General features: G+C 59.3%; 15 protein-coding genes and 1 tRNA gene. 14 read left to right on the forward strand and 2 right to left on the reverse strand.

Annotation, left to right across the window (positions count from 1 at the left end; genetic code table 11):
* Positions 1-122 precede the first annotated feature (122 nt).
* From uvrB to ABQ137_RS13810, 14 genes are all read left to right on the forward strand, one after another.
* Positions 123-2,144, forward strand: a complete 2,022-nt coding sequence (gene uvrB / locus ABQ137_RS13745) for an excinuclease ABC subunit UvrB (RefSeq protein ID WP_184518655.1) — start codon at positions 123-125, stop codon at positions 2,142-2,144.
* 104 nt (positions 2,145-2,248) lie between these two features.
* Positions 2,249-2,323 (forward strand) — tRNA-Val (locus ABQ137_RS13750).
* A gap of 527 nt (positions 2,324-2,850) precedes the next feature.
* Positions 2,851-3,093, forward strand: a complete 243-nt coding sequence (locus tag ABQ137_RS13755) for a hypothetical protein (RefSeq protein WP_024937949.1) — start codon at positions 2,851-2,853, stop codon at positions 3,091-3,093.
* Between the two features lie 35 nt (positions 3,094-3,128).
* Positions 3,129-4,802, forward strand: coding sequence for a type IV secretory system conjugative DNA transfer family protein (locus ABQ137_RS13760; protein ID WP_184518657.1), 1,674 nt, complete (start codon positions 3,129-3,131; stop codon positions 4,800-4,802).
* A 346-nt stretch (positions 4,803-5,148) separates the two neighbouring features.
* Positions 5,149-5,559, forward strand: a complete 411-nt coding sequence (locus ABQ137_RS13765) for a TcpQ domain-containing protein (RefSeq protein ID WP_024937947.1) — start codon at positions 5,149-5,151, stop codon at positions 5,557-5,559.
* A 126-nt stretch (positions 5,560-5,685) separates the two neighbouring features.
* Positions 5,686-6,708 (forward strand): VirB8 family type IV secretion system protein, encoded by a 1,023-nt coding sequence (locus tag ABQ137_RS13770; RefSeq protein WP_184518660.1) that lies wholly within the window; start codon positions 5,686-5,688, stop codon positions 6,706-6,708.
* Positions 6,705-7,472: a TrbG/VirB9 family P-type conjugative transfer protein gene (locus ABQ137_RS13775; protein ID WP_065031746.1), complete on the forward strand. Its 768-nt coding sequence runs from the start codon at positions 6,705-6,707 to the stop codon at positions 7,470-7,472. Before ABQ137_RS13770 ends, ABQ137_RS13775 begins: the two co-directional genes overlap by 4 nt.
* Entirely contained in the window at positions 7,469-8,653 is a 1,185-nt protein-coding gene (locus ABQ137_RS13780) for a TraB/TrbI/VirB10 family type IV secretion system protein (RefSeq protein ID WP_311770023.1), read from the forward strand. Before ABQ137_RS13775 ends, ABQ137_RS13780 begins: the two co-directional genes overlap by 4 nt.
* 14 nt (positions 8,654-8,667) lie before the next feature.
* The gene (gene virB11 / locus ABQ137_RS13785) at positions 8,668-9,708 is read left to right on the forward strand and encodes a P-type DNA transfer ATPase VirB11 (RefSeq protein ID WP_179465821.1); all 1,041 of its coding nucleotides are present in this window, start codon (positions 8,668-8,670) and stop codon (positions 9,706-9,708) included.
* Between the two features lie 57 nt (positions 9,709-9,765).
* Positions 9,766-10,587, forward strand: a complete 822-nt coding sequence (locus tag ABQ137_RS13790; RefSeq protein WP_054592596.1) for a lytic transglycosylase domain-containing protein — start codon at positions 9,766-9,768, stop codon at positions 10,585-10,587.
* Positions 10,588-10,650: 63 nt separating this feature from the next.
* On the forward strand, positions 10,651-11,061 hold the full coding sequence (locus tag ABQ137_RS13795; protein WP_054592549.1) for a TrbC/VirB2 family protein: 411 nt from the start codon (positions 10,651-10,653) through the stop codon (positions 11,059-11,061).
* The gene (locus ABQ137_RS13800; protein ID WP_064485051.1) at positions 11,054-11,365 is read left to right on the forward strand and encodes a VirB3 family type IV secretion system protein; all 312 of its coding nucleotides are present in this window, start codon (positions 11,054-11,056) and stop codon (positions 11,363-11,365) included. Before ABQ137_RS13795 ends, ABQ137_RS13800 begins: the two co-directional genes overlap by 8 nt.
* 100 nt (positions 11,366-11,465) lie before the next feature.
* Positions 11,466-13,922 carry a VirB4 family type IV secretion/conjugal transfer ATPase gene (locus ABQ137_RS13805; protein WP_349782854.1) on the forward strand — a complete coding sequence of 819 codons (2,457 nt, stop codon included), beginning with the start codon at positions 11,466-11,468 and terminating at the stop codon, positions 13,920-13,922.
* Positions 13,923-14,287: 365 nt separating this feature from the next.
* Entirely contained in the window at positions 14,288-15,904 is a 1,617-nt protein-coding gene (locus ABQ137_RS13810; protein ID WP_184518668.1) for an alpha-glucosidase, read from the forward strand.
* Between the two features lie 816 nt (positions 15,905-16,720).
* Here the strand turns inward: ABQ137_RS13810 and ABQ137_RS13815 are convergent.
* Together ABQ137_RS13815 and ABQ137_RS13820 are read right to left on the reverse strand one after the other, a co-directional pair.
* On the reverse strand, positions 16,721-19,480 hold the full coding sequence (locus ABQ137_RS13815) for a TonB-dependent receptor (protein ID WP_184518671.1): 2,760 nt from the start codon (positions 19,478-19,480) through the stop codon (positions 16,721-16,723).
* Positions 19,481-19,792: 312 nt separating this feature from the next.
* On the reverse strand, positions 19,793-21,871 hold the full coding sequence (locus tag ABQ137_RS13820; RefSeq protein ID WP_349782855.1) for a glycoside hydrolase family 97 protein: 2,079 nt from the start codon (positions 21,869-21,871) through the stop codon (positions 19,793-19,795).
* Positions 21,872-22,039 lie beyond the last annotated feature (168 nt).

Here is a 22,039-nt window from a genome sequence, read left to right on the forward strand (position 1 = left end):
AAGCAAGCAGTCTCTACGGCGTCCAAGGCTCAGGTAAGGTCGGCTCCCACGTGATGAGGTGTCAGACTTTCACCGAAAGTGGCCTCCGCCATTTGTGCAGTCCTCCCCCCGAGATCCGCTTCATGACCGACCGTTTCCAGCTCGTATCCCCGTACTCCCCAGCCGGCGATCAGCCTGCTGCCATCGAGAAGCTGGTGGCCAGCTTCGAGGCCGGTCTGGCCAAGCAGACCTTGCTGGGCGTGACCGGCTCCGGCAAGACCTACACCATTGCCAACGTGATCCAGCAGGTGCAGAAACCGACCCTGGTGATGGCGCCGAACAAGACGCTGGCGGCGCAGCTATACGGTGAGTTCAAGTCGTTCTTTCCGCACAACGCGGTGGAGTACTTCGTCAGCTACTACGACTACTACCAGCCCGAGGCCTACGTGCCCTCGTCGGACACCTTCATCGAGAAGGACAGTTCGATCAACGAGCACATCGAGCAGATGCGTCTGTCGGCGACCAAGACCCTGCTGTCGCGTCGCGACTCACTGGTGGTGGCCACAGTGTCGGCGATCTACGGCCTGGGTGCGCCGGAAGACTATCTGTCGCTGCGCTTGATCCTGTCGGTGGGCGAGCACATCGATCAACGTCAGTTGATCCGCCATCTCACCGATCTGCAGTACACCCGCAACGAATTCGAGCTGACCCGCGGCGCGTTCCGCGTGCGCGGCGAAGTGCTGGACGTGTTCCCGGCCGAATCCGACACCGAGGCGTTGCGGATCGAGTTGTTCGATGGCGACATCGAGCGGCTGACGCTGTTCGATCCGTTGACCGGCGAAACGCTGCGCAAGCTGCAGCGCTACACCGTGTACCCCAAGACGCATTACGCGACCACGCGCGAGCGCACGTTGAGCGCGGTGGATACGATCAAGGACGAATTGAAGGAACGGTTGGAGCAGCTGTATTCGCAGAACAAGCTGGTCGAAGCGCAGCGCCTGGCGCAGCGCACCCAGTTCGATCTGGAAATGATGGCCGAGGTCGGCTTCTGCAACGGTATCGAAAACTACTCGCGGCATCTCACCGGCAAGGCGCCCGGCGAGCCGCCGCCGACGCTGTTCGACTACTTGCCGCCGGATGCGCTGCTGGTCATAGACGAGTCGCATGTGACCATTCCGCAGATCGGCGCGATGTACAAGGGCGACCGCTCGCGTAAGGAGACACTGGTGGAGTTCGGTTTTCGGCTGCCGTCGGCCTTGGACAATCGGCCGCTGCGTTTCGAGGAATGGGAGGCACGTTCGCCGCGTAGCATCTACGTGTCGGCCACGCCGGGTCCCTACGAGTTGCGCGAGTCTGCGGGGGAAATCACCGAGTTGGTGGTGCGGCCAACTGGCCTGATCGATCCGGTGGTCGAGATTCGTCCTGTCGGAACGCAGGTGGACGACCTGATGTCCGAAATCCAGGAGCGCATCAAGCTCGGCGACCGCGTGTTGGTGACGACGTTGACCAAGCGCATGTCCGAGAACCTCACCGAGTACCTCGGCGAGCACGGCATCCGCGTGCGCTATCTGCATTCGGATATCGACACGGTGGAGCGCGTGGAGATCATCCGCGACCTGCGTCTGGGCAAGTTCGACGTGCTGGTCGGCATCAATCTGTTGCGCGAGGGCCTGGATATGCCGGAAGTGTCGCTGGTGGCGATCCTGGATGCGGACAAGGAGGGCTTCCTGCGTTCGACCGGCTCGCTGATTCAGACCATCGGCCGCGCAGCGCGCAATCTGCGCGGCAAGGCCATTCTGTATGCCGACAAGATGACGCGTTCGATGCAGGCCGCGATCGACGAGACTGACCGTCGCCGCGAGAAGCAGGTCGAGTACAACCTGGAGCATGGCATCACGCCCAAATCGGTGGCGCGTCCGATTTCCGACATCATGGAAGGTGCGCGCGAGGATGCCGCCGAGAAGAAGGCAGGCAAGGGACGCTCGAAGTCGCGTCAGGTGGCGGAGGAAATGCCCGATTACCGCGCGATGGGGCCTGCCCAGATCGCCGGCAAGCTCAAGAGCCTGGAGCAGCAGATGTACCAGCACGCCAAGGACCTGGAGTTCGAGGCGGCCGCGCAGATTCGCGACCAGATCCAAAAACTGAAAGCTGCCAGCCTGGCGTAGGGCAGGGCGACAGCCCGAAGGTTCGAGCGCAGGGAGGGCTTGTGGTGATCCAAACCCTGCGCTAGAATGCGCGCCCTGCACAGCGCAATGCTGACGCAGGAAACGGGCGGTTAGCTCAGCGGTAGAGCACTACCTTGACATGGTAGGGGTCACAGGTTCGAACCCTGTACCGCCCACCACTCCAAGTCCAGCAGCATGGCGACTTGAGTGGCTTCAACATCGGCAGCTACTGCTGCCGCGGATCCGAAAGTCACTTACGCAGCAGCTCTTGCAGCTTCCGCGTGTCCTGTATTTGGTCTTCGACGATCGCTTTCACTTCCTTCTGTGCATTGACCAGGCGTGTTGGACGAATTTCGTGCAGTAGTCGGGTATTGCGGACGGCGGAACGGTTGGCTAGCAAGCTGGGCACTCTTTCGCCCCTGCGGACGAGGCCCTGGCGTCAGGCCAAGCTTCCGCTCAGCGTGCCATTTCGTCTCAGCGCTGGTCACCCTTTCCCCGAAGCGGTGAGCAGGTTTTTTAGTGCCAGGCGCGTGTGTTGCCAAGAAAGCACATCAAGTGCTGACGGAATTCCGCCGGCGCTGACCCATCCCGATCCGCGCCTTGCCTCGAATGCGCGCGCGGTTGTGCCGGCTTCACCGAAACCGCTTTCTCCATCACACGTCTTGCTTTAGCATCGCCTCCGCGCTGACGAAAAGGAAGGCTGGCGATGGACGAGTATCAGCACACCGTGCTGACCAGGGGCGGGTACCGTGTCGTGGCAATCACCCGGGAAGACACCTATGCGCCCGACGCTGTGGTGGCCTATGCCGTGGTGACGGATGCCGGAACCCGGATCACGCCGGATCTTTCCCTGGATCAAGCCAGAGTCTGGATCGACTCGCTCGTCGAGAGCGAGAGTGGCGGACGCAAGTCGGATCTGCTCGATCACAGACCCGTCGTTCGTCGCTGAGTGCCGTCGAGAAGTAAGCCAAGGAGTAGGGCCGCGTGTCCAAAGCCAAACTAATTGCAATCGCCACCGTGGTGACATTGCTTGTTGGATATTTCCTGTCCGGATATCTGACGCTTCTGTTGTTGCGGCTCGATACCGCGCTGTACGCGTGGGATACCTACTACCGCTACGTCAAGGCGTTGGGCTTGCCGGAAGTGGCGCCTTACGCAACCAAGATCAAGCTGTCCGGCATTCTCGGCTTTGGTCTGCCCGGGATCATCTGGGCCATCACGGTCGTGCTCCTGCTCAAGCCGAAGGCGCGGGCGCTGCATGGCGACGCGCGCTTTGCCGGAGCGGCAGACCTTTCCAAGCACGGTTTGTTCAAGCCGAGCGGCAACGGCATTGTGGTGGGCAAGTTCAACGGCAAGCTTGTACGGCTGAGCGGGCAACAGTTCGTGATCCTGGCCGCGCCAACGCGCTCCGGCAAGGGCGTCGGCGTGGTCATTCCCAACCTGCTGGAGTACCAGGAATCGGTAGTGGTCCTGGACATCAAGCAGGAGAACTTCGACCTCACCAGCGGCTGGCGCGCCAGTCAGGGGCATGAGGTCTTCCTCTTCAATCCCTTCGCCGAAGACCGGCGCACCCATCGCTGGAATCCGCTGACTTACGTGTCCAGCGACCCCGCCTTCCGTGTGTCGGATCTGATGAGCATCGCCGCGATGCTGTATCCCGACGGGTCGGATGACCAGAAGTTCTGGGTCAGTCAGGCACGTAACGCGTTCATGGCGTTCGCCCTGTATCTGTTCGAAAACCAGGACGAAGAGTTGTCGCTCGGCTTCCCGGGCGGGGCAGGGGCTCCCACGCTTGGCGGCATCTATCGCCTCTCGTCCGGGGATGGCACAGACCTCAAGAAATACCTCAAGTCACTGTCCGAGCGCAGATTCCTCAGCAGCAATGCGCGCTCAGCGTTTGCCAACATGCTGTCACAGGCCGATGAGACCTTTGCGTCCATCATGGGAACCCTGAAGGAGCCGCTCAACGCGTGGATCAACCCGGTCCTAGATGCGGCAACAAGCGCGGACGACTTCCTGCTCACCGACCTGCGCAAGAAGAAGATGACGATCTACATCGGCATCCAGCCGAACAAGCTGGCCGAAAGCCGGCTCATCATCAACTTGCTCTTCAGTCAGATCATCAACCTCAATACCCGCGAGCTTCCGAAGTCCAATCCGGAACTCAAGTATCAATGCTTGCTGTTGATGGACGAATTCACCTCGATCGGCAAAGTGGACATCATTGCCACCGCGGTAGCCTATATGGCGGGTTACAACCTTCGCCTGCTGCCGATCATTCAGAGCATGGCGCAGCTGGACGCCACCTATGGCAAGGATCTGTCGCGCACCATCATCACCAACCATGCGCTGCAAATCCTCTACGCGCCGCGCGAGCAGCAGGATGCGAACGACTACTCCGAGATGTTGGGCTACACCACCATCAAGAAGAAGAACGTCACACGCGGCAGGGAAACCACCCGGAGTATTTCCGAGGAGCGGCGTGCGCTCATGTTGCCGCAGGAGCTGAAGGCGATGGGCAACGAGAAGGAGGTCTTCCTGTACGAAGGCATCCCGCATCCGGTGAAATGCGACAAGATCCGCTACTACGAAGACCGCTATTTCACCGCACGCCTGCTGCCCAAGACAGACGTGAAAACGCTTCCCATCAGGTTGTGACGGTTGTCGCACAACGGCTGCGAAGGGGCGCCGGTAATTCTTGACTCATGTGTTCGTTAAGGGCAAAGTTACCCAGAATTCGCGCAGTGTTGATTTTTTGTTAAGAGGGGCGGCGCCGGACGGGGTCGTACAGGAGTAAGGCTATGGATGGTTCTTCGGCGTATTCATTTTTATCGATTGCGTGGCGTGGTGCTGACCTGCCTATGTGTGCTGGGTCGGCCAGGCATGTCCGCTCAAGCGAGTCATCAAAGACAGATTCACTCCGCCGCCCCAGGGTGAGCGGAGCTGTTGTGCTGTCCGTCTTAAGCCCGAAATCTCATGAGTTGGAGAAGTCAGAGTGAATCCGATGTATGTGTCCAAGCTGTCGCTGGTCTTGGTGGTCGCTGCGTTGGTCGGTGCCTGCGCGACCAAGCCTGCTCCCGATTTTGGTGGACGTTGGAAGCACGTCAATCACTTTGACGAAGCCCCTACCGAAATTCCGCTCTACACCTCCTACACGTATCAGGCTACGCCGATGGACGGCACGTTGAAGACGATGCTGGAGCGGTGGGCTGCGGATTCCAACATGCAGCTGTCCTACAACCTGCCTTCGGACTACACCCTGATCGCCCCGGTTTCCAATATCAGCACCACCAGCGTGCAGCAAGCCGCCACCGAGCTGAGCGCGGTCTACGCAGCGCAAGGTGTCTCGGTCTCGGTCTCTGCCAACAAGCTGCTGGTACAGCCGGTGCCGGTATCGTCTGGAGCCAAGCTCTAAGAGCTGAACCGCTGATCCGATGCTAACGGCATTCGGTCGGTGACTGAGCTCAAGCCTCCCATGTGCCCGCGCTCGTCGCGGCGATAGTTTCAGGCCTGACAAGGCCTTACGGTGACGGATCTAGACATGTTGCGTAAGAAGGTCAGTGAAAAGGACGGATCTGCCCAAGTGGGTGCAGCCGTCCAGAAAGCGGTGAACTACGAGGTGAGCATCGCCGATCTCGCGCGCCGCAGCGAAAAGCGTGCATGGATGGTAGCGACCGTTTCCATGCTCATTACCGTCATGACGGCCGGCGGCTACTACTACATGCTGCCGCTGAAAGAGAAGGTTCCGTACCTGGTAATGGCTGATGCGTATTCTGGCACCAGTACCATCGCCAAGCTCGAAGCGAATTACGGCGGGCGAACAATCAGTACCAGCGAGGCGTTAGCGCGCAGCAATATCGCGCGTTTCATTCTGGCGCGTGAATCATTTGATGCGTCCACGATCGGTGATCGTGATTGGAATACGGTCGCCTCGATGGCCGCGACGAATGTACTTGCCGAGTATCGCGCACTGCACGCCGGCAATAATCCAATGAGGCCTTTCAACACGTATGGAAGGTTGCGGGCAGTCCGCATCAATATTCTTAGCATCACCCTTATCGGCGGCAAGGGTAAGCCTTATACCGGCGCAACGGTACGTTTTCAGCGGAATGTCTACGACAAGACGTCTACTGTCACCACGCTGCTGGATAGCAAGATTGCAACTATGGGGTTCGTGTACCAGGATAACCTCCAGATGAATGATAGCCTTAGGGTGGAAAATCCGCTAGGTTTCCGAGTGACCGATTATCGTGTCGATAACGATTACTCGGCCTTGCCCGCCGCTCCGTCCGCGATCAGCACGCAAGCGCAAGCTGCGCCACAGGCCGCCGCTTATCAGCAGCCCATAACACCTGGCGCGGTTGATCCGAATGCAGTTGGCGCCGCAGCGCCGGCCGGTGTTCCGGTGCAGCAGGGCATGCAGGTTGTTCCAGGTAGCGCCCCGGTGCAGCAGCCCGGATATCCTGGCCAGGCACAGCCTCAGCCGGCCGGCCAGATTCAAGCCCAGCCAACGATCCAACCCCAAGGGATGCCGAACAATGTCAATGGAGCAAGCGGTCGATGAAACCCTCTAACCCCTACAGGGCTGCATTGGCTGCAGTATTGCCACTTGTATTGTGCGCATTCTCGGCTGCAGCCCAGGTCGTACAAGAATACGAATATGCACCTGACCGCATCTATCAGGTGCGTACCGGACTGGGCATCACCACCCAGATCGAACTCAGTCCCAATGAAAAGATTCTCGACTACAGCACCGGTTTCACTGGGGGCTGGGAGCTGACCCGTCGTGAAAATGTCTTTTATTTGAAGCCCAAGAATGTCGATGTCGATACGAATATGATGATTCGTACGGCCACGCATTCTTATATCCTCGAGCTCAAGGTCGTTGCGACCGACTGGCAGCGCTTGGAGCAGGCCAAACAGGCCGGCGTACAATACAAAGTCGTATTCAGTTATCCCAAGGATACGAGCTTCAACAACGTCGAAGATGCAGCTGCCGCCAAGAATGGTCCGCTGCTGAATGCAAAAATTCTCAAGGATCGTCGCTATTACTACGACTATGACTATGCCACACGGACTAAAAAGTCCTGGCTAGTTCCGAGTCGGGTCTATGATGACGGTAAATTCACTTATATAAATATGGATTTAACACGATTCCCTACTGGTAACTTCCCAGCGGTGTTTGCTCGCGAGAAAGAGCATAGCGAGGATTTTCTCGTGAATACGACCGTTGAGGGTAATACCTTGATCGTTCATGGAACCTATCCCTTCCTGGTGGTTCGTCATGGCGATAATGTCGTCGGCCTGCGAAGGAACAAGCAAAAGTGAACTCGAACATTCCAAACAGCCCTGATGAACGCTCCCGGGACAACCGAGCGGACGAGCCCACGACAAACGAGTACGACGAGCGCAGCAATCCTTATTTCGCGCGCCAGCAGGCGGCTGCGGAGCCGGATCTGGATGCGAATGAGCCTGTGTTGCGGTCCAGCGACATCAAACGGCTGAACCGCAAGGCGATGGTTTTTCTCGCACTGATTGCCGGCTTGTTGCTTTTGGCAATTTTCTGGTTAGCGAAAGACGGCTCGGACGATTCTGCACCGGTCAAGCCGCGTGCCGAGACGGTCGTCGCGCCGGCGCTTCCGCAAAATATGATCGCACCCGTCGAGACGGCTCCGGTGCCTCTTGTGCAACAGCCAAGTTTGCCGCCGCTGCCGCCCATGCCTACCGACGATAGCGACAGCATAGCTGCCGTTCCAGAGCGTCCGCGGGCTCCGACCTTGCTGGAGCGACGCATTCTGGCCGAGCAGTCCGCTGCAGCTGGCGGCAGTGACGGCATTCCCGGGATGCCGGGTCAGCCCGGTGCACAACCTAGAGCTCAAGAAGATGAGCAGGTTACGCTGGCCAAGCCAATCAGCAATCCTGACGGTTTGCTCGTGCGCGGTACCTATATCCGTTGCATTCTCGAAACGCGGATCATTTCCGACTTCGGTGGCTACACATCCTGCATCGTTACAGAACCGGTTTATTCGATCAACGGGCATAATCTGCTGTTGCCGAAGGGTTCGAAGATGCTTGGTCAATATGGCGCCGGCGAGCCAACTACCCGGCGCCTGCAAGTCGTTTGGGATCGCGTGACTACGCCTACCGGGCTCGATGTCACTCTGGTCGGCCCAGGTATTGACACGCTCGGTAGCGCCGGTCACCCCGGACAGTACGATGCGCACTGGGGCAACAAGATCGCTTCTGCCTTGTTCATCAGTCTTTTAAGCGATGCGTTCAAGTACGCGGCTGCAGAGTATGGTCCTGAGACGACCACCATTGGCTTGGGTTCTGGAGTAATCACGCAGCAGCCATTCGAGAGCAATACCGCACAGAGCGTGCAGCAACTCGCGCAGCAGGCGGTGGAAAAATCCGGGCGTCGACCTGCAACGCTGACGATCAATCAAGGGACGGTACTGAACGTTTATGTTGCAAAGGATGTCGATTTCTCGGCGGTGCTGCCTAAGTGAGCGCGACGACCGCCATGACGATCGATGATTCTCCGACTGCGCGGATCTCGAATGATTTCCTGGATTACCAGTACTCGGTACTGGGAATCCTGGACTATTTGAATTCGCCCGAAGTCACAGAAATCTGCATCAATCGTCCCGGTGAGCTATACCTGGAGACGATCAATGGCTGGCAACGTGTGGAGGTGCCATCCCTGACCTTTGATCGGGCTAGGCAGTTTTGCACGGCTGTCGTCAATGAAAGCAATACCGGGCAGCGCATTACCGATGCCGATCCGGTGGTGTCGCTTACCTTCCCCACCGGTCAGCGTGCGCAGTTCGTTATTCCGCCAGCCTGCGATGCCGGCAAGGTCTCGATCACGATTCGCTTGCCGTCCAAGCACACCAAGACGCTTGAGCAGTACACCAGCGACGGGTTTTTCGACCAGGTGCTTGAGCAGGTTACCGATGTCAGCGATCACGACCGCGAACTGCTCGAGTTGCGTCGCAACAGGGAATATTCCGAATTCTTCAAAAAATCGGTGCTTTACAAGAAAAATGTAGTGGTTGCGGGTGCGACAGGTAGCGGCAAGACCACCTTCATGAAGGCTCTGGTCAATCACATTCCGAACGAGGAACGCCTGGTCACCATCGAAGACGCCCGCGAGCTATTCATCAGTCAGCCCAATTCGGTGCACCTGCTGTACTCGAAAGGCGGCCAAAGTGCGAGTAATGTGACTGCTAAGAGCTGTATGGAGGCGTGCCTGCGTATGAAGCCGGATCGAATCATCCTGGCTGAGTTGCGCGGCGATGAATCGTTCTACTTCATCCGTAACTGCGCATCCGGCCACCCAGGTTCGATCACCAGCTGCCATGCTGGCAGCGTAGAGCAGACCTGGGACCAGCTGGCGCTCATGGTGAAGGCGTCGAACGAAGGTTCCGGCCTGGAGTTCGAGGTGATCAAACGGCTGCTGCGTATGACCATCGATATCGTGGTGCACATCAAGGCGCACGCCGGGCGCCGCTTTATTACCGGGATCGATTTCGATCCGGCAAGAACCCTGCGTGGCGGCTGACCGGCCGCCAATGATTGACGTTGATTCAGCTTCAAGGAGACCGCTATGCTGCCTGGCATGGAATTGATGGGTTGTACTGGACTTGCCGTCCCCGGTGAGGTCATGCAGCACGTCGTTCGCGTGGAGTCTTCGCGCAATCCGTACGCCATCGGCGTGGTCGGCGGTCGACTGGTACGCGAACCGCGTGGGCTGGAAGAAGCCGTGGCTACGGCCAAGATGCTGGAGCAGAAGGGCTACAATTTCTCCTTGGGACTTGGCCAGGTCAATCGCTACAACCTGCAGAAGTATGGGCTGACTAGTTACGAGATGGCATTTGCCAAGTGTCCTAACCTAGTGGCTGCTTCCAGAATTCTGGCCGAGTGTCATTCGCGATCGGGTGCCAACTGGGGCAAGTCATTCAGTTGCTACTATTCAGGTAATTTCGAAACCGGCTTCAAGCATGGCTATGTCCAGAAGATCTATGCCTCCATTCGTCAGTCGGTGGCATCTTCAGGAGCCGAGCCGATCGCCGTGGTTCCGAATCGCCCGATCAAGGTTCGTGTCGAAAATCCCCTGCGTCAGGCAGCCACCGAGCTAGCCGATGCGATCGTGGCACGTCGGATTCAGGACCTTGCAAATCCCGGGCGCACAGAAGCTTCACAGCAAGGCCCTATGCTTGCATTGCCCACAGCAGCGCAATTGCCACCGCCCCAGGTATCCCCGGCCCGTTCTGCCGACGACGAGCTATATGTCGTCAAGGCAACCGGGCAGGGGCGGGGGGTTGCCCTACCTGTAGGCATGCAGCAAACCCCAGCCGTAACGAATCAAACACCGGCCAGTGTGGCCCCGGCACGACCGATGCCTGCAACACAGCAGGTAGATACCGCATTTGTTTTTTAACCAGGATGGAAAACCTGCCACGGATTGGCTGCTAGACCCCCCCCTGTTCCCAAGGAGATTGACATGAAGTTTGAAGTTGACAAGAAGACGGCCGCCGACGCCAAGATGATTGGAACCCAAGCCCTGAAAGCGCTGGTATTTACTTCGTTGCTACTGGTCGCCGGTGGGGCCTTGGCAACAAATGGTAGTGGCCTCGGAGAGACCGGCGAAAAGATGTGCGGTTTCCTTGAAAACGTCAATGGTCTGTTGAACATGGGCTCAGCGCTTGTTGTCACGATTGCGGTGATCATTGCCGGCTATCAAATTGCATTTGCTCACAAGCGAATTTCTGAAGTGTCTCCGATTTTGATCGGTGGTGTATTGATCGGCGCGGCCGCCCAGATTGCTAACATGGTGATTGGCAAAGACGGTAGTGGTCAGGACTGCACCGCTGCCTCCATGACGCTGCTTCAAATTGCTCAGTACTATGCATAAAGACGTTCTCTTTCGTGGGTGTACCCGTCCGGCGATGTTCCTGGGAGTGCCTTACATCCCGTTTTTCATCGGTGCCGGCAGTGGCCTGCTGTTGGGAATGTATTTTGATCTTTGGTATCTGTTGACAATTCCGGTCATTATTTTTGCTATGCAGCAGATGGCAAAACGAGACGAGATGATCTTCAGGTTGCTGGGGTTGCGTTGGTTATTTCGCATGCGCGCGCGGAATGCCGAACGTTACTCGGGAATGTGGGTGTTCAGTCCTAACGAATATCGAAAGAATCCCGCTGGAAAACGTCAGTAAGCGAATAGGCTATTAACCGACCCCACGCCCGCAAGTCGCGTGGGGTTGGCGCTTTGCGCGACTACATAACTGTGATGCTTCCTCTTAAACTGGTAAGGCCATGTTCAGCCCAGATAGTCCGATCAGCGAATTCGTCTCCATTTCGACGCATGTCGCACCGTCCGTTCTAAAAACGACCGGTGGTGACTATCTTTTGATTTGGCATCTTGCGGGTCTGCCTTTCGTTGGACGTGACGAATTCGAGCTGGAACAGCGACACAATACGTTCAACCGTCTTGTACAGACCCTGCGCGCGCCTGATTTCGCCAACGTGGCGTTCTGGGCACATGATGTCCGACGTCGTCGCAGGATCGGCAACTCCGGCCGTTTCCAGCAGGCTTTTAATCAGTCACTGTCCAACGAATACTACGCAGCGTTGTCGTCCCAGAAAATCATGCAGAATGAATTATATTTCAGCATGATTTACCGCCCAGTGGTTAGCGGACGCCGACTGGTCGAGAAATCCAGTGATCCTGACAGGATTCGGGTCGAAGAAGAGCAGGCGATTGCGAAGGTGATCGAGCTGGCGACCAACGTGGAGGCGGTGCTCAAAGACTATTCCCCCTATCGGCTTGGGATGTACGAAGCTAAGAACGGTGTGGTGTTTTCTGAGACCTTAGAGTTTCTTGGTTACTTATTAAATCGCATTGACGAGCCGGTCCCGGTGCTGCAGGCGCCGGTTCCAGCGTATCTGCCTGTCAGCAAACATATGTTCGCAAACAAGACCGGTGACTTCGTCATCCGCACGCCAGATGGCATCAATCACTTCGGCGCAATCCTGAATATCAAGGAATACGCAGACGGAACCTATCCCGGCATTCTCAATGGTCTGAAGTATCTTGATTTCGAGTATGTCATGACGCATTCCTTCAGCCCGGTCGGTCGCCACGACGCGCTGAAGGTGCTGGAACGTACCAAGGGCATGATGATTTCCTCGGGCGACAAATCGTCTAGCCAGATCCGCGATCTCGATCTGGCAATGGATGATGTGGCCTCGGGCAACTTCGTGCTGGGCGAATATCACTTCACTGTAGCGGTGTATGCCGATAGCCAGGAAAAGCTTGCCCGACAAATCGCGACCACGCGTGCCGAGCTCTCAAACGCCGGCTTCGTGTCGTCCAAGGAAGACCTTGCAATTGCCTCGTCGTTCTACGCGCAGCTGCCGGGAAATTGGCGTTTCCGCACGCGTATTGCCAATCTGAGTTCGCTCAATTTCCTCGGTTTGTCGCCGTTGCACAATTTCGCCCAGGGCAAGCAGCACAACAATCCGTGGGGCGACTGTGTCACAACCCTGCAGACTACCAACGGCCAGCCGTACTACTTCAATTTCCACGCCACGCATCCGGCGGAGAATTCCTTGGGCGAGAAGGCTATCGGCAATACCATGGTGATCGGCAAGTCCGGTACCGGCAAGACGGCGCTGATCAACTTCCTGTTGAGTCAGGTGCAGAAGTTCGATCCGATCCCGACGATCTTCTTTTTCGACAAGGATCGCGGCGCGGAGATCTTCGTGCGCGCTTGCGGGGGCAATTATCTGGCCTTAGAAAACGGCTCCCCGACCGGCTTCAATCCGTTTCAGTGCGAGCGTAATGAGGCCAACACGCAATTTCTGGCTGAGCTGATGAAGGTGCTGGGCGGCAAGTCGGAGTACAGTTCGCGCGAGGAAGAAGACATTTATCGTGCGGTGGAGGGCATGCTGGACACGCCGATGCATCTGCGCAGCATGAGCAACTTCCGTAAGAGCCTGCCGAACATGGGCGACGATGGGCTATATGCGCGCCTGCGCCGCTGGACTGCCGGCAATTCGCTCGGCTGGGTGTTCGATAATCCGGTGGACACCATCGACCTGACGCGCGCATCGATCATCGGCTTCGACTACACCGATGTGATCGATAATGCAGAAGTTCGTGTGCCGGTGATCAACTATCTGCTGCATCGGCTGGAGGCGCTGATTGATGGCCGTCCGCTGATCTACGTGATGGATGAGTTCTGGAAGATTTTGGACGGCAAGGGTGGGCTGAAGGAATTCGCCAAGAACAAGCAGAAGACCATCCGTAAGCAGAATGGCCTGGGTATTTTTGCCACCCAAAGTCCGGAGGATGCACTTGCCAGCGACATCGCCGCTGCATTGATCGAACAGACCGCGACCATGATCCTGCTGCCCAATCCCAGCGCCAGCCGCGATGACTACATGGAGGGGCTCAAGCTCACCGACGCCGAATATCAGGTGGTGGTGTCGCTGGACGAGCGCTCGCGTTGCTTCCTGGTCAAGCAGGGCCATGCCTCGGCGGTGTGCCAGCTCAACCTGCGTGGGATGGATGATGCCCTTTCGGTGATTTCATCTTCAACCGACAATATTGAAATCATGCATCAAATTTTGTCGCGGAAAGCCGACAAGCTGGGTGTAAGCGTAGACCAGCTGACGCCGGAGCAGTGGCTGGAAGACTTTTATGCGAACCGAAAGGGCTCGGGAAAACGCAAGCGGGCCAAAGACGACGACCTTGAGAGTCGCGCATAACCTCTCCCCTGTAGACGCAACGTTTTTAAAGCCCGTCACGGATTGGTGTACGGGCTATATACTGATTGATTAAGATTTTTTATTAAATCGTATTTAGTGTCGTTTGCTCTAAGGTTGTTTCAGTCGCAGAACAACATTCCATATGCGACGGTTTGATTTTTTGAGTGAAGCTTCTTCCCTGCCATCTCCCTTGACGACGAGTGAAATGGTGCGCGTCATAATGCAAGTTTCTGAGGTATTTGCGCGTCGCTTCGTAGCGCTATGAATACGTATGCAAAAATGCCCCGCATGCGGTGGGCACAGCTACGCTAACGGACTTGGCTGAGCGTCTATCTGGCGCCCGCAATGGCCCGGGAGGGGCGTAAATGTCGCAGACACCATGGTGGCGCGGGGCCGTCATCTATCAGATTTATCCGCGCAGTTTTCTGGATTCCAATGGCGATGGGGTGGGCGATCTGCCCGGCATCATCGCCAAACTCGACTACATCGCCAAGTTGGGCGTGGATGCGATCTGGATTTCGCCGTTCTTCAAGTCGCCGATGGCCGATTTCGGCTACGACATCGCGGACTACCGTGCAGTGGATCCGCTGTTCGGGACGCTGGACGATTTCGATCGGCTGCTCGACAAGGCGCACGGCCTTGGCTTGAAGGTGATGATCGACCAGGTGTTGAGCCACACCTCGATCGCGCATGCGTGGTTCCAGGAGAGCCGGCAGGACCGGACCAACGCAAAGGCGGATTGGTACGTGTGGGCCGATCCGCGTGAGGACGGGACGCCGCCGAACAATTGGTTGTCGCTGTTCGGTGGGGTGGCGTGGCAATGGGAGCCGCGGCGGGAACAGTATTACCTGCACAACTTCCTGGTGGATCAGCCGGACCTCAATTTCCACAACACCGAGGTGCAACAGGCGACGCTGGATAACGTACGCTTCTGGCTGGATCGGGGGGTGGATGGGTTCCGCCTGGATGCGATCAACTTCTGCTTCCACGATGCGCAGCTGCGTGACAATCCGGCCAAGCCGGCCGACAAGCGGGTGGGGCGTGGGTTCAGTGCCGACAACCCTTACGCGTATCAGTACCACTACTTCAACAACACGCAGCCGGAAAATCTAGCGTTCCTCGAGCGCTTGCGCGGACTGCTGGATCTTTATCCGAATGCAGTGAGCCTTGGCGAGATCTCGTCGGAGGACTCGCTGGCGACCACTGCCGAGTACACCGCTCATGGCCGCCTGCATATGGGCTACAGCTTCGAGCTGCTGGTGCAGGACTACAGTGTTGCTTATATCCGCGAGACGGTGAGCCGGCTCGAAGCCACGATGCTGGAAGGTTGGCCATGCTGGGCCATTTCCAACCACGACGTGGTGCGCGCGGTGACACGCTGGGGCGGGGCCGATGCATCGCCGACGTTTGCGCGGATGGTGGTTGCAATGCTGTGTTCGCTGCGTGGCTCGATCTGCCTGTACCAGGGCGAGGAGCTGGGCCTGGGCGAGGCAGATGTGGCGTTCGAGGATCTGCGCGATCCGTATGGCATCACCTTCTGGCCAACCTTCAAGGGTCGCGATGGCTGCCGCACGCCGATGCCATGGACGGATGCGCCGTCGGCAGGGTTCAGCAGCGGCAAGCCGTGGTTGCCGCTGGCTGAGGAGCATCGTGCGGCTGCGGTGAGCGTGCAGCAGGACGATCCGTTGTCCGTGCTCAGTGCGGTGCGACAGTTCCTGGCTTGGCGCAAAGGCGAGCCTGCGCTGCGCGAGGGGGCGATCACGTTCTACGACACCGCCGAACCTGTGCTGATGTTCCGGCGCGAGCACGCCGGCCAGGTGATGTTGCTGGCATTCAATCTGTCGGCCGATGCAGCCGAGCTTGGGCTGCCGGCTGGCGCGTGGAAGCAGGTCGATGTGCCCGGCGTGGAGCGCGGAGCCATCGAACATGACTGCCTGCGCTTGGCCGGGCATGCAGTGGTTTGTGCGATCGAAGTTCGCTGACGGTGTGTCGCGCCAGCTAGCTGTCTGTGCGTGATTGTCTGGAACGCGGCGAGGCATTCCTTAGGGGAATGCCTCGCTTTTTTTTTGTAGTGACGATTGCTTGGTTTGCCAAGCATTTATAGCGTTACGCCAGCTGTGCGGCTATTTCCCAGTCGATCAGGTCCTTGCTCTCTGGATGAGGCAGGGTGTGCTGTTCTCCATGCCAGTCGGGGGTGGTTTGACTAAAAGGCTGCATGTGGATGGCAATGGACTGCGAGGACGTCAGCGTTGCCGGCGGCCCTGCAGCAACGGCTTGGATTCGTGTTGGTGCAGGCAGGCGCTGATGGTGTCGGGAGATTGGCCCCGTTCCGGTGCGACAGGCGAATGCTATGCGCAGGGAGGTGCTGATGCGCAGGTGGCGGTCGATCCTGTGCGCTTTGCGAAGGGCAATGCAAGCTTGGATTTTGAAAATCTTGGATCAAAAGAAAACCCGCCGGTGTCACATCGGCGGGTTTTCTTTGGTCAATGTTGTCGTTTTGATCAGGAGAGCATTCGGTTCTTTTAGTTAGAGGCCGCATCTTGAATGACGGCCCATGGAGCCCGACAGAGCAGAACTGGCCCTGCTTGATTGGCGCGCGTTGCGCTTGTGCCGAACCCTCACCCCAACCCCTCTCCCGGCGGGAGAGGGGCTTTGGTGTCCCGGTGGAGAGGGCTGGCACCGGGGCCGGCCAGCCAGGTGATGCGCCGGTTGTCACGTAGGTAGCGTAGCCGCAGTTAGCGATGTGGCCACAGACAAAGATGTCGCCAATCAGCGCATCGTTTGCAGTTCACAGCTCATCAGAACTTGTAGTTGACGCCCAGCACGAAGGTGCGGCCCCATTCGATGTATTCCAGCGGACGGTCCTTGGTTTCGGCATAGGTGCGGTAGGGCGAGTTGCTGAGGTTACTGGCCTGCAGCAGCAAGGTCAGGCCGGCAAGATCGCTGCTGTCGTTGAAGCTGTAGCTGATCTGCGCATCGGTGATGTTTTCGCCGACCACGTAGCGCAGCGTGCGGTTGCCGTTGAAGTTGCCGATCTCGCCGATGAAGTCCGAGCGGCGGCGCTGGCTGACGCGTGCTTCGAAGCCCTTGTGCTCGTAGTAGGCGGTGAGGTTGTAGACGCGTTCGGACAGGCCGGGCAGGCTGATTTCGCCGTCACCGACGCTGGAAGCACTTTCCGGGTCGCGGATCTTGACGTCGCTGTCGTTGAAGGTGGCGCTAGCCTGGATGCCGAAACCTTCCAATGGAGCGAAGACCAGATCCAGCGGCAGCGAAGCGGTGAGTTCGACGCCGCGCAGGATGCCGCCCTTGCCGTTGAACGGGGCGCTGAAGGTGCCGGTGGTCAGTACTGGCGCCGAGCCCGGCGGCGGCACATAGCCGGCCACCAGCGCGGAGAAGTCGTAGTTGTCGCGGCTCTGGGTGTAGATGTAGCTCTTCAGGTCCTTGTAGAAAAACGCGGCGGCCACGTAGGCGCGCTCGGCGAAATACTTTTCGTAGGAAAGGTCGATGGCGTTGGCGCGCCAGGGGTCCAGCATCGGGTTACCGCCGCTGGCGCCGGGGCGGCCGGTGGAGGTGTCGACACCGAATTCCAGCGAGGCACGCAGCTGATCCACGCGTGGGCGTGCGACCTGCTTTGCCATCGCAAAGCGCAGTGTCTGTTCGTACGGGAACTGGAAGGCCAGATTCAGGCTGGGCAGCCAGTCGCGATAGGTCTTGCCGTCGTCGATCGGGCGCACTTCACTGCCTGCCGGCTGCGACGCGTCCCAATAATTTGCGCGCGAGGATTGGTCGGCGCTCTGCAGCTGCACGCCGATATTGCCGCGCACGCCCACATCGCCCCATTCGGTATCGAGATTGGCGCGCAGCCAGGCGGTGGTGATCTTCTCTTCGACGGTCCAGGCCTTGGACACCAGGAACGAGGCATCGTCGCTGGGATTGAACAGCATGTAACGCGAGACCACCGCCGGGACGTTCCAGGCGGGCAGGGCACCGATGCCGGCAAAGCCCAGGTTGACCGGCGCGTATTGCAGGTCCGATGCGATGGTGGATTCGCCCTGCGCGCCAAGGGTGATGTTGCCTTCCGGCTGGGTTTTCTGTTTTTCACGATTGGCGTAGTTGACGCCCACATCCAGATCCGAGAACCAGCTCAGCGCTTCGGGCATCGGGAAGCTGGCCTGCAGGCGTGCGCCCTTGAGCACATCTTCCACGCTCGGCACCTTGCCGTAGCCGGAGCCGTAGATGGTGTTGGTGAGAAACAGCTGATCGGGATTGGAGTAATCCATTCCGGGCGCTAGCTGAGAGAAGCCGTTGCCGACAACCGTTACGCCGACGGTATCCAGCTGTGGCATCGGCGCACGCTGGAGATTGTTTTCCAGGTTCAGTTCGTCGCGCGTGGCCTTGGAGTAATTGAGATCGGCAGTGATCTTGACCGCACCGGCAGTGATCTCGTTGTTCCAGCCGAACGCATCGATGGTGTCTTCGCGCTTGTTGTACATGCCGCGGACCAGCGGATAGACGCCACTGGCGTCGCCGCCGGTGAAGCTGTTGCTGTCGTTGACGCGCACGTTGCTGATGTTCAGGCCCGGCGTGTAGCCACCGTTGTAGTTGCTCAGGTTGAGCTCGAACTGGTTGGCGGTGTCGATCTGCTCGGCCTTGGTGTGGAAGGCGTCGAGCGTGCTGGTCCAGGCGTTGGACGGGCGGTATTGCAAGGTGGCCATGACGCCGTCGCGCTTCTGGTTGCCGGTGCGGCGCAATGCCTTGATGCCGTCGGAAAAATACACGCCGTCGGCCACGCCGGGGCGCGGGCGCTGTGCGTTGACCGGTTGCCACGGCTCGTACAAGCCGACCTGATTTTCCTGGATCGGCATGTCGGTGTGTGCGTAGCCGATGGTCAGGCCGATGGTGCGGTCGGCGAACTGGTCGATGTAGCTGACATTGAAGCGGTTGCCGTATGGGTCGACGTTGGCGGCCTTGCCCAGCGAATTGCGTTGGTAACGGCCACCGATGGCGATCACCCGCTCGTTGTAGCTGAGCGGGCGCGCAGTCTGCATGTCGACGGTGCCGGACAGGCCCTGGCCGACCAGGCCGGCGTCGGGCGTCTTGTAGACGGTGACACCGCTGACCAGTTCGGACGGGTACTGGTCGAATTCCACGCTGCGGTTATCGCCTGTGCTGACCACTTCGCGGCCGTTGAGCAGGGTGGTGGAGAAGTCCGGCGACAGCCCGCGCACGCTGATGACCTGTGCGCGACCGGCCACACGTTGCGCCGCCAGGCCAGGCAGGCGCGCGAGCGACTCGGCGATGCTGACGTCGGGCAGCCGGCCGATATCTTCGGCCGAAATGGCTTCCACGATCGAGGTCGAATCCCGCTTGACCGAGATGGCACCTTCGATCGCGCGGCGCAGGCCGGTGACCTGGACCTTGTCCAAGTCGGTCACCGCGCCGGCGGTTTGTTCGGTGTCGGTTGCTTGCGCCGGCGTTGCCGATTGCGCGGCAGCCAACGTCGGTGCCATGGCAACGGCCAGGGCGATACTCAGCGCAGAGCGCTTGTGCTTCAACATTTTCCCCTCCCAGGTACATGTTGTTCTTTGAATTTTCGATCCGGCAGACGCCTGGATGCATTGCATCGCGCGCCACGACGGACATCACGACTGCGACGTATGGTAGACACGGCATCTGGGTGCAAACGGGCAATGCATACGTATTCAACCCGGCTGATGGCGCTGGAATCGATTCCACGCCGGCTTTGCTGCGGCGCGGTACGCTCCTGGCCTGTCGTGAGGAAACGCCAATGCGCAATCTGCAGCGGTTGCGGTGCCGTTGCGTGATGCACTCGGTCGCGTTGAAGGGCTCCTCAGCCCGTTGCGACCAAATCAGCGCCTGCCATCCACCGGCACGAAGCGAATCGCCTGCCCACCACCTGGCGCAAGACGCAGCTCCAGCGTATCGGCACTGCTGACCTGGCGTTGTTCGCTGACAAAGGCGAATGGGTTGCTGACATAGTCCGCACCGTCGCCGTCGCGATAGATCTGCGCGGTGTAGCGCACGCCCGGCTCAAGGAATCCGAGCGGCACCTGCAGCAGCCGGCCATGCTCGTCAGTGATGCTGCCCAGGAACCAGTCGCGGCTATGCCGATCCTTGCGCGCGATGGTGACGTAGTCGCCGACTTCGCCATTCAAGGCGCGGGTCTGATCCCAATCCACCGCCACGTCCTCGATGAAGCGGAAGGCATCGCGGTGCTGCAGATAATGCTCGGGCAGATCGGCAGCCATCTGGATCGGGCTGTAAAGCGTCACGTACAGCGCCAGCTGGCGCGCAAGCGTGCTGGGAATCGCCTGGCCGTTGCGGCCTTTCAGGCTGAGGATGCCGGGCGTGTAATCCATCGGCCCGGCGAGCAGGCGGGTGAACACCAGGTTGACCTCGTGCTCGGGCGGATTCGGTGGCTGGCCCCAGGCGTTGTATTCCATGCCACGCGCGCCCTCGCGCGAGATCCAGTTGGGATAGGTGCGGCGCAGGCCAGTGTCCTTGATCGGTTCGTGCGCATTGACTGCAAGGTGGCGCGCGGCAGCTTCCTGCACCACGCGCAGATGATGGCGTGCCATCCATTGGCCGTCGTGCCATTCGCGCAGCGGTGTGCCGCCTGCCGGGTTACGACGTTCCACCTGGCCGTCGTCGCAGACATAGCCGGTCTTGACCGAGTCCACGCCGAACCGGGCGTACAGGTCCATCGCTTCGGCAATCTGGTCTTCGTAATGATCCACTGCGCACCCCGTTTCATGATGGCCGATCAAATGCACGCCCTTGCCGGCGGCGTATTTGCTCAGCGCGGGCAGGTCGAAATCCGGTGTCGGCCTGGTGAAATCGAAACTGCCGCCGTTGCCGAACCATTCGCCGTCCCAGCCCGGATTCCAGCCTTCCACCAACACGCCACGAAAGCCGTGTGCCGCAGCGAAGTCGATATAGCGCTTGGTGTTGGCAGTGGTGGCGCCGTGTGTCGGCCCGGTCGCCCAGGTTTGCTGGTTGAGATGCATGGACCACCACACCCCGACGTATTTGGACGGCTTGACCCAGCCCACATCGCCCAGGGCGTTGGGCGCGTTGAGGTTGAGGATCAGGTTGGACTCCACCAGCCCGGTGGCCTGGTCGGCGATCTGCAGCGTGCGCCACGGCGTATCGAACGGCAGCTTGCGCCGCACCTTCCAGCCTTCGGCAGCGGGTGACAGCTGCGCGCGCAGGCGCCGGCCTTCGGTACGGCGCAGCCACATGCCGGCGTAGTCGACCAGCGCCGCCTCATGCAGCGCGACATGCAGCCCGCTCTCGGTACGCAAGGTGAGCGGCGTATGTGCCAGCGCGACCTGGTTCAACGGCGTGCGCTGATACAGGTATTCGTAGTGGATCGGCTCGCCTGCCGGAATCCACCATACCTCGGACGGTTGCGCGACGGCGAATTCGGTGACTTCCTCGTCGATGATGGCTTCGCGCAATCCCGCCTGCTCGGGAAAGTGATAGCGCAGGCCGATGCCATCGTCGTACACGCGCAAGATCACATCGAAGCGGCGTTGCGCGCCGCTGCGTTCGCCCAGGCTGACGCTTAGTTCGTTGTAGTGGTTGCGCACCAGGCGCGTCTCGCCCCAGGGTTGTTCCCAGGTATCGTCATGGGCTTGGCGTGCTTGCGAGAGGACGACCAGGCCGCGGTCCAGCCGCCCGTCGCGCAATTGGAAACCCAGGCGCGAGCGTTCCAGCACCGGCTGGCCCAGGCGTTGCACGCGGTAGTAGGGCGTGCCGCCGTCCACTTCCAGTGTGACCTGCAGGACGTTGCCGGGCGAATCGGCACTGATGGCGATGCGCTCGGCCTGCGCGATGCCCGCAAGACTGCCAAGCAACAGGACAAGCAGTCGCGCACTGCGTGCGGCGCGCGCTATCGAACGCACGCGATGTGAAACCAGCGGCATATCCCCTCCCAAGGCGGCCGTTGCGTCAGCGGCGACTATGCAGCGCTGTGGCGTGGATGGGCCATGCTGCACTGCGGCCATTGCCATGAATACGTATGCATTGATGCGGAACCGCTGAGCGCGCGTCTACCATGGCGTCACGGCACCTGGGAGGGTCCGCGCCCGTGG

It is taken from the genome of Xanthomonas sp. WHRI 8393 (assembly GCF_040203315.1).
Classification (GTDB): Bacteria; Pseudomonadota; Gammaproteobacteria; order Xanthomonadales; family Xanthomonadaceae; genus Xanthomonas; species Xanthomonas arboricola.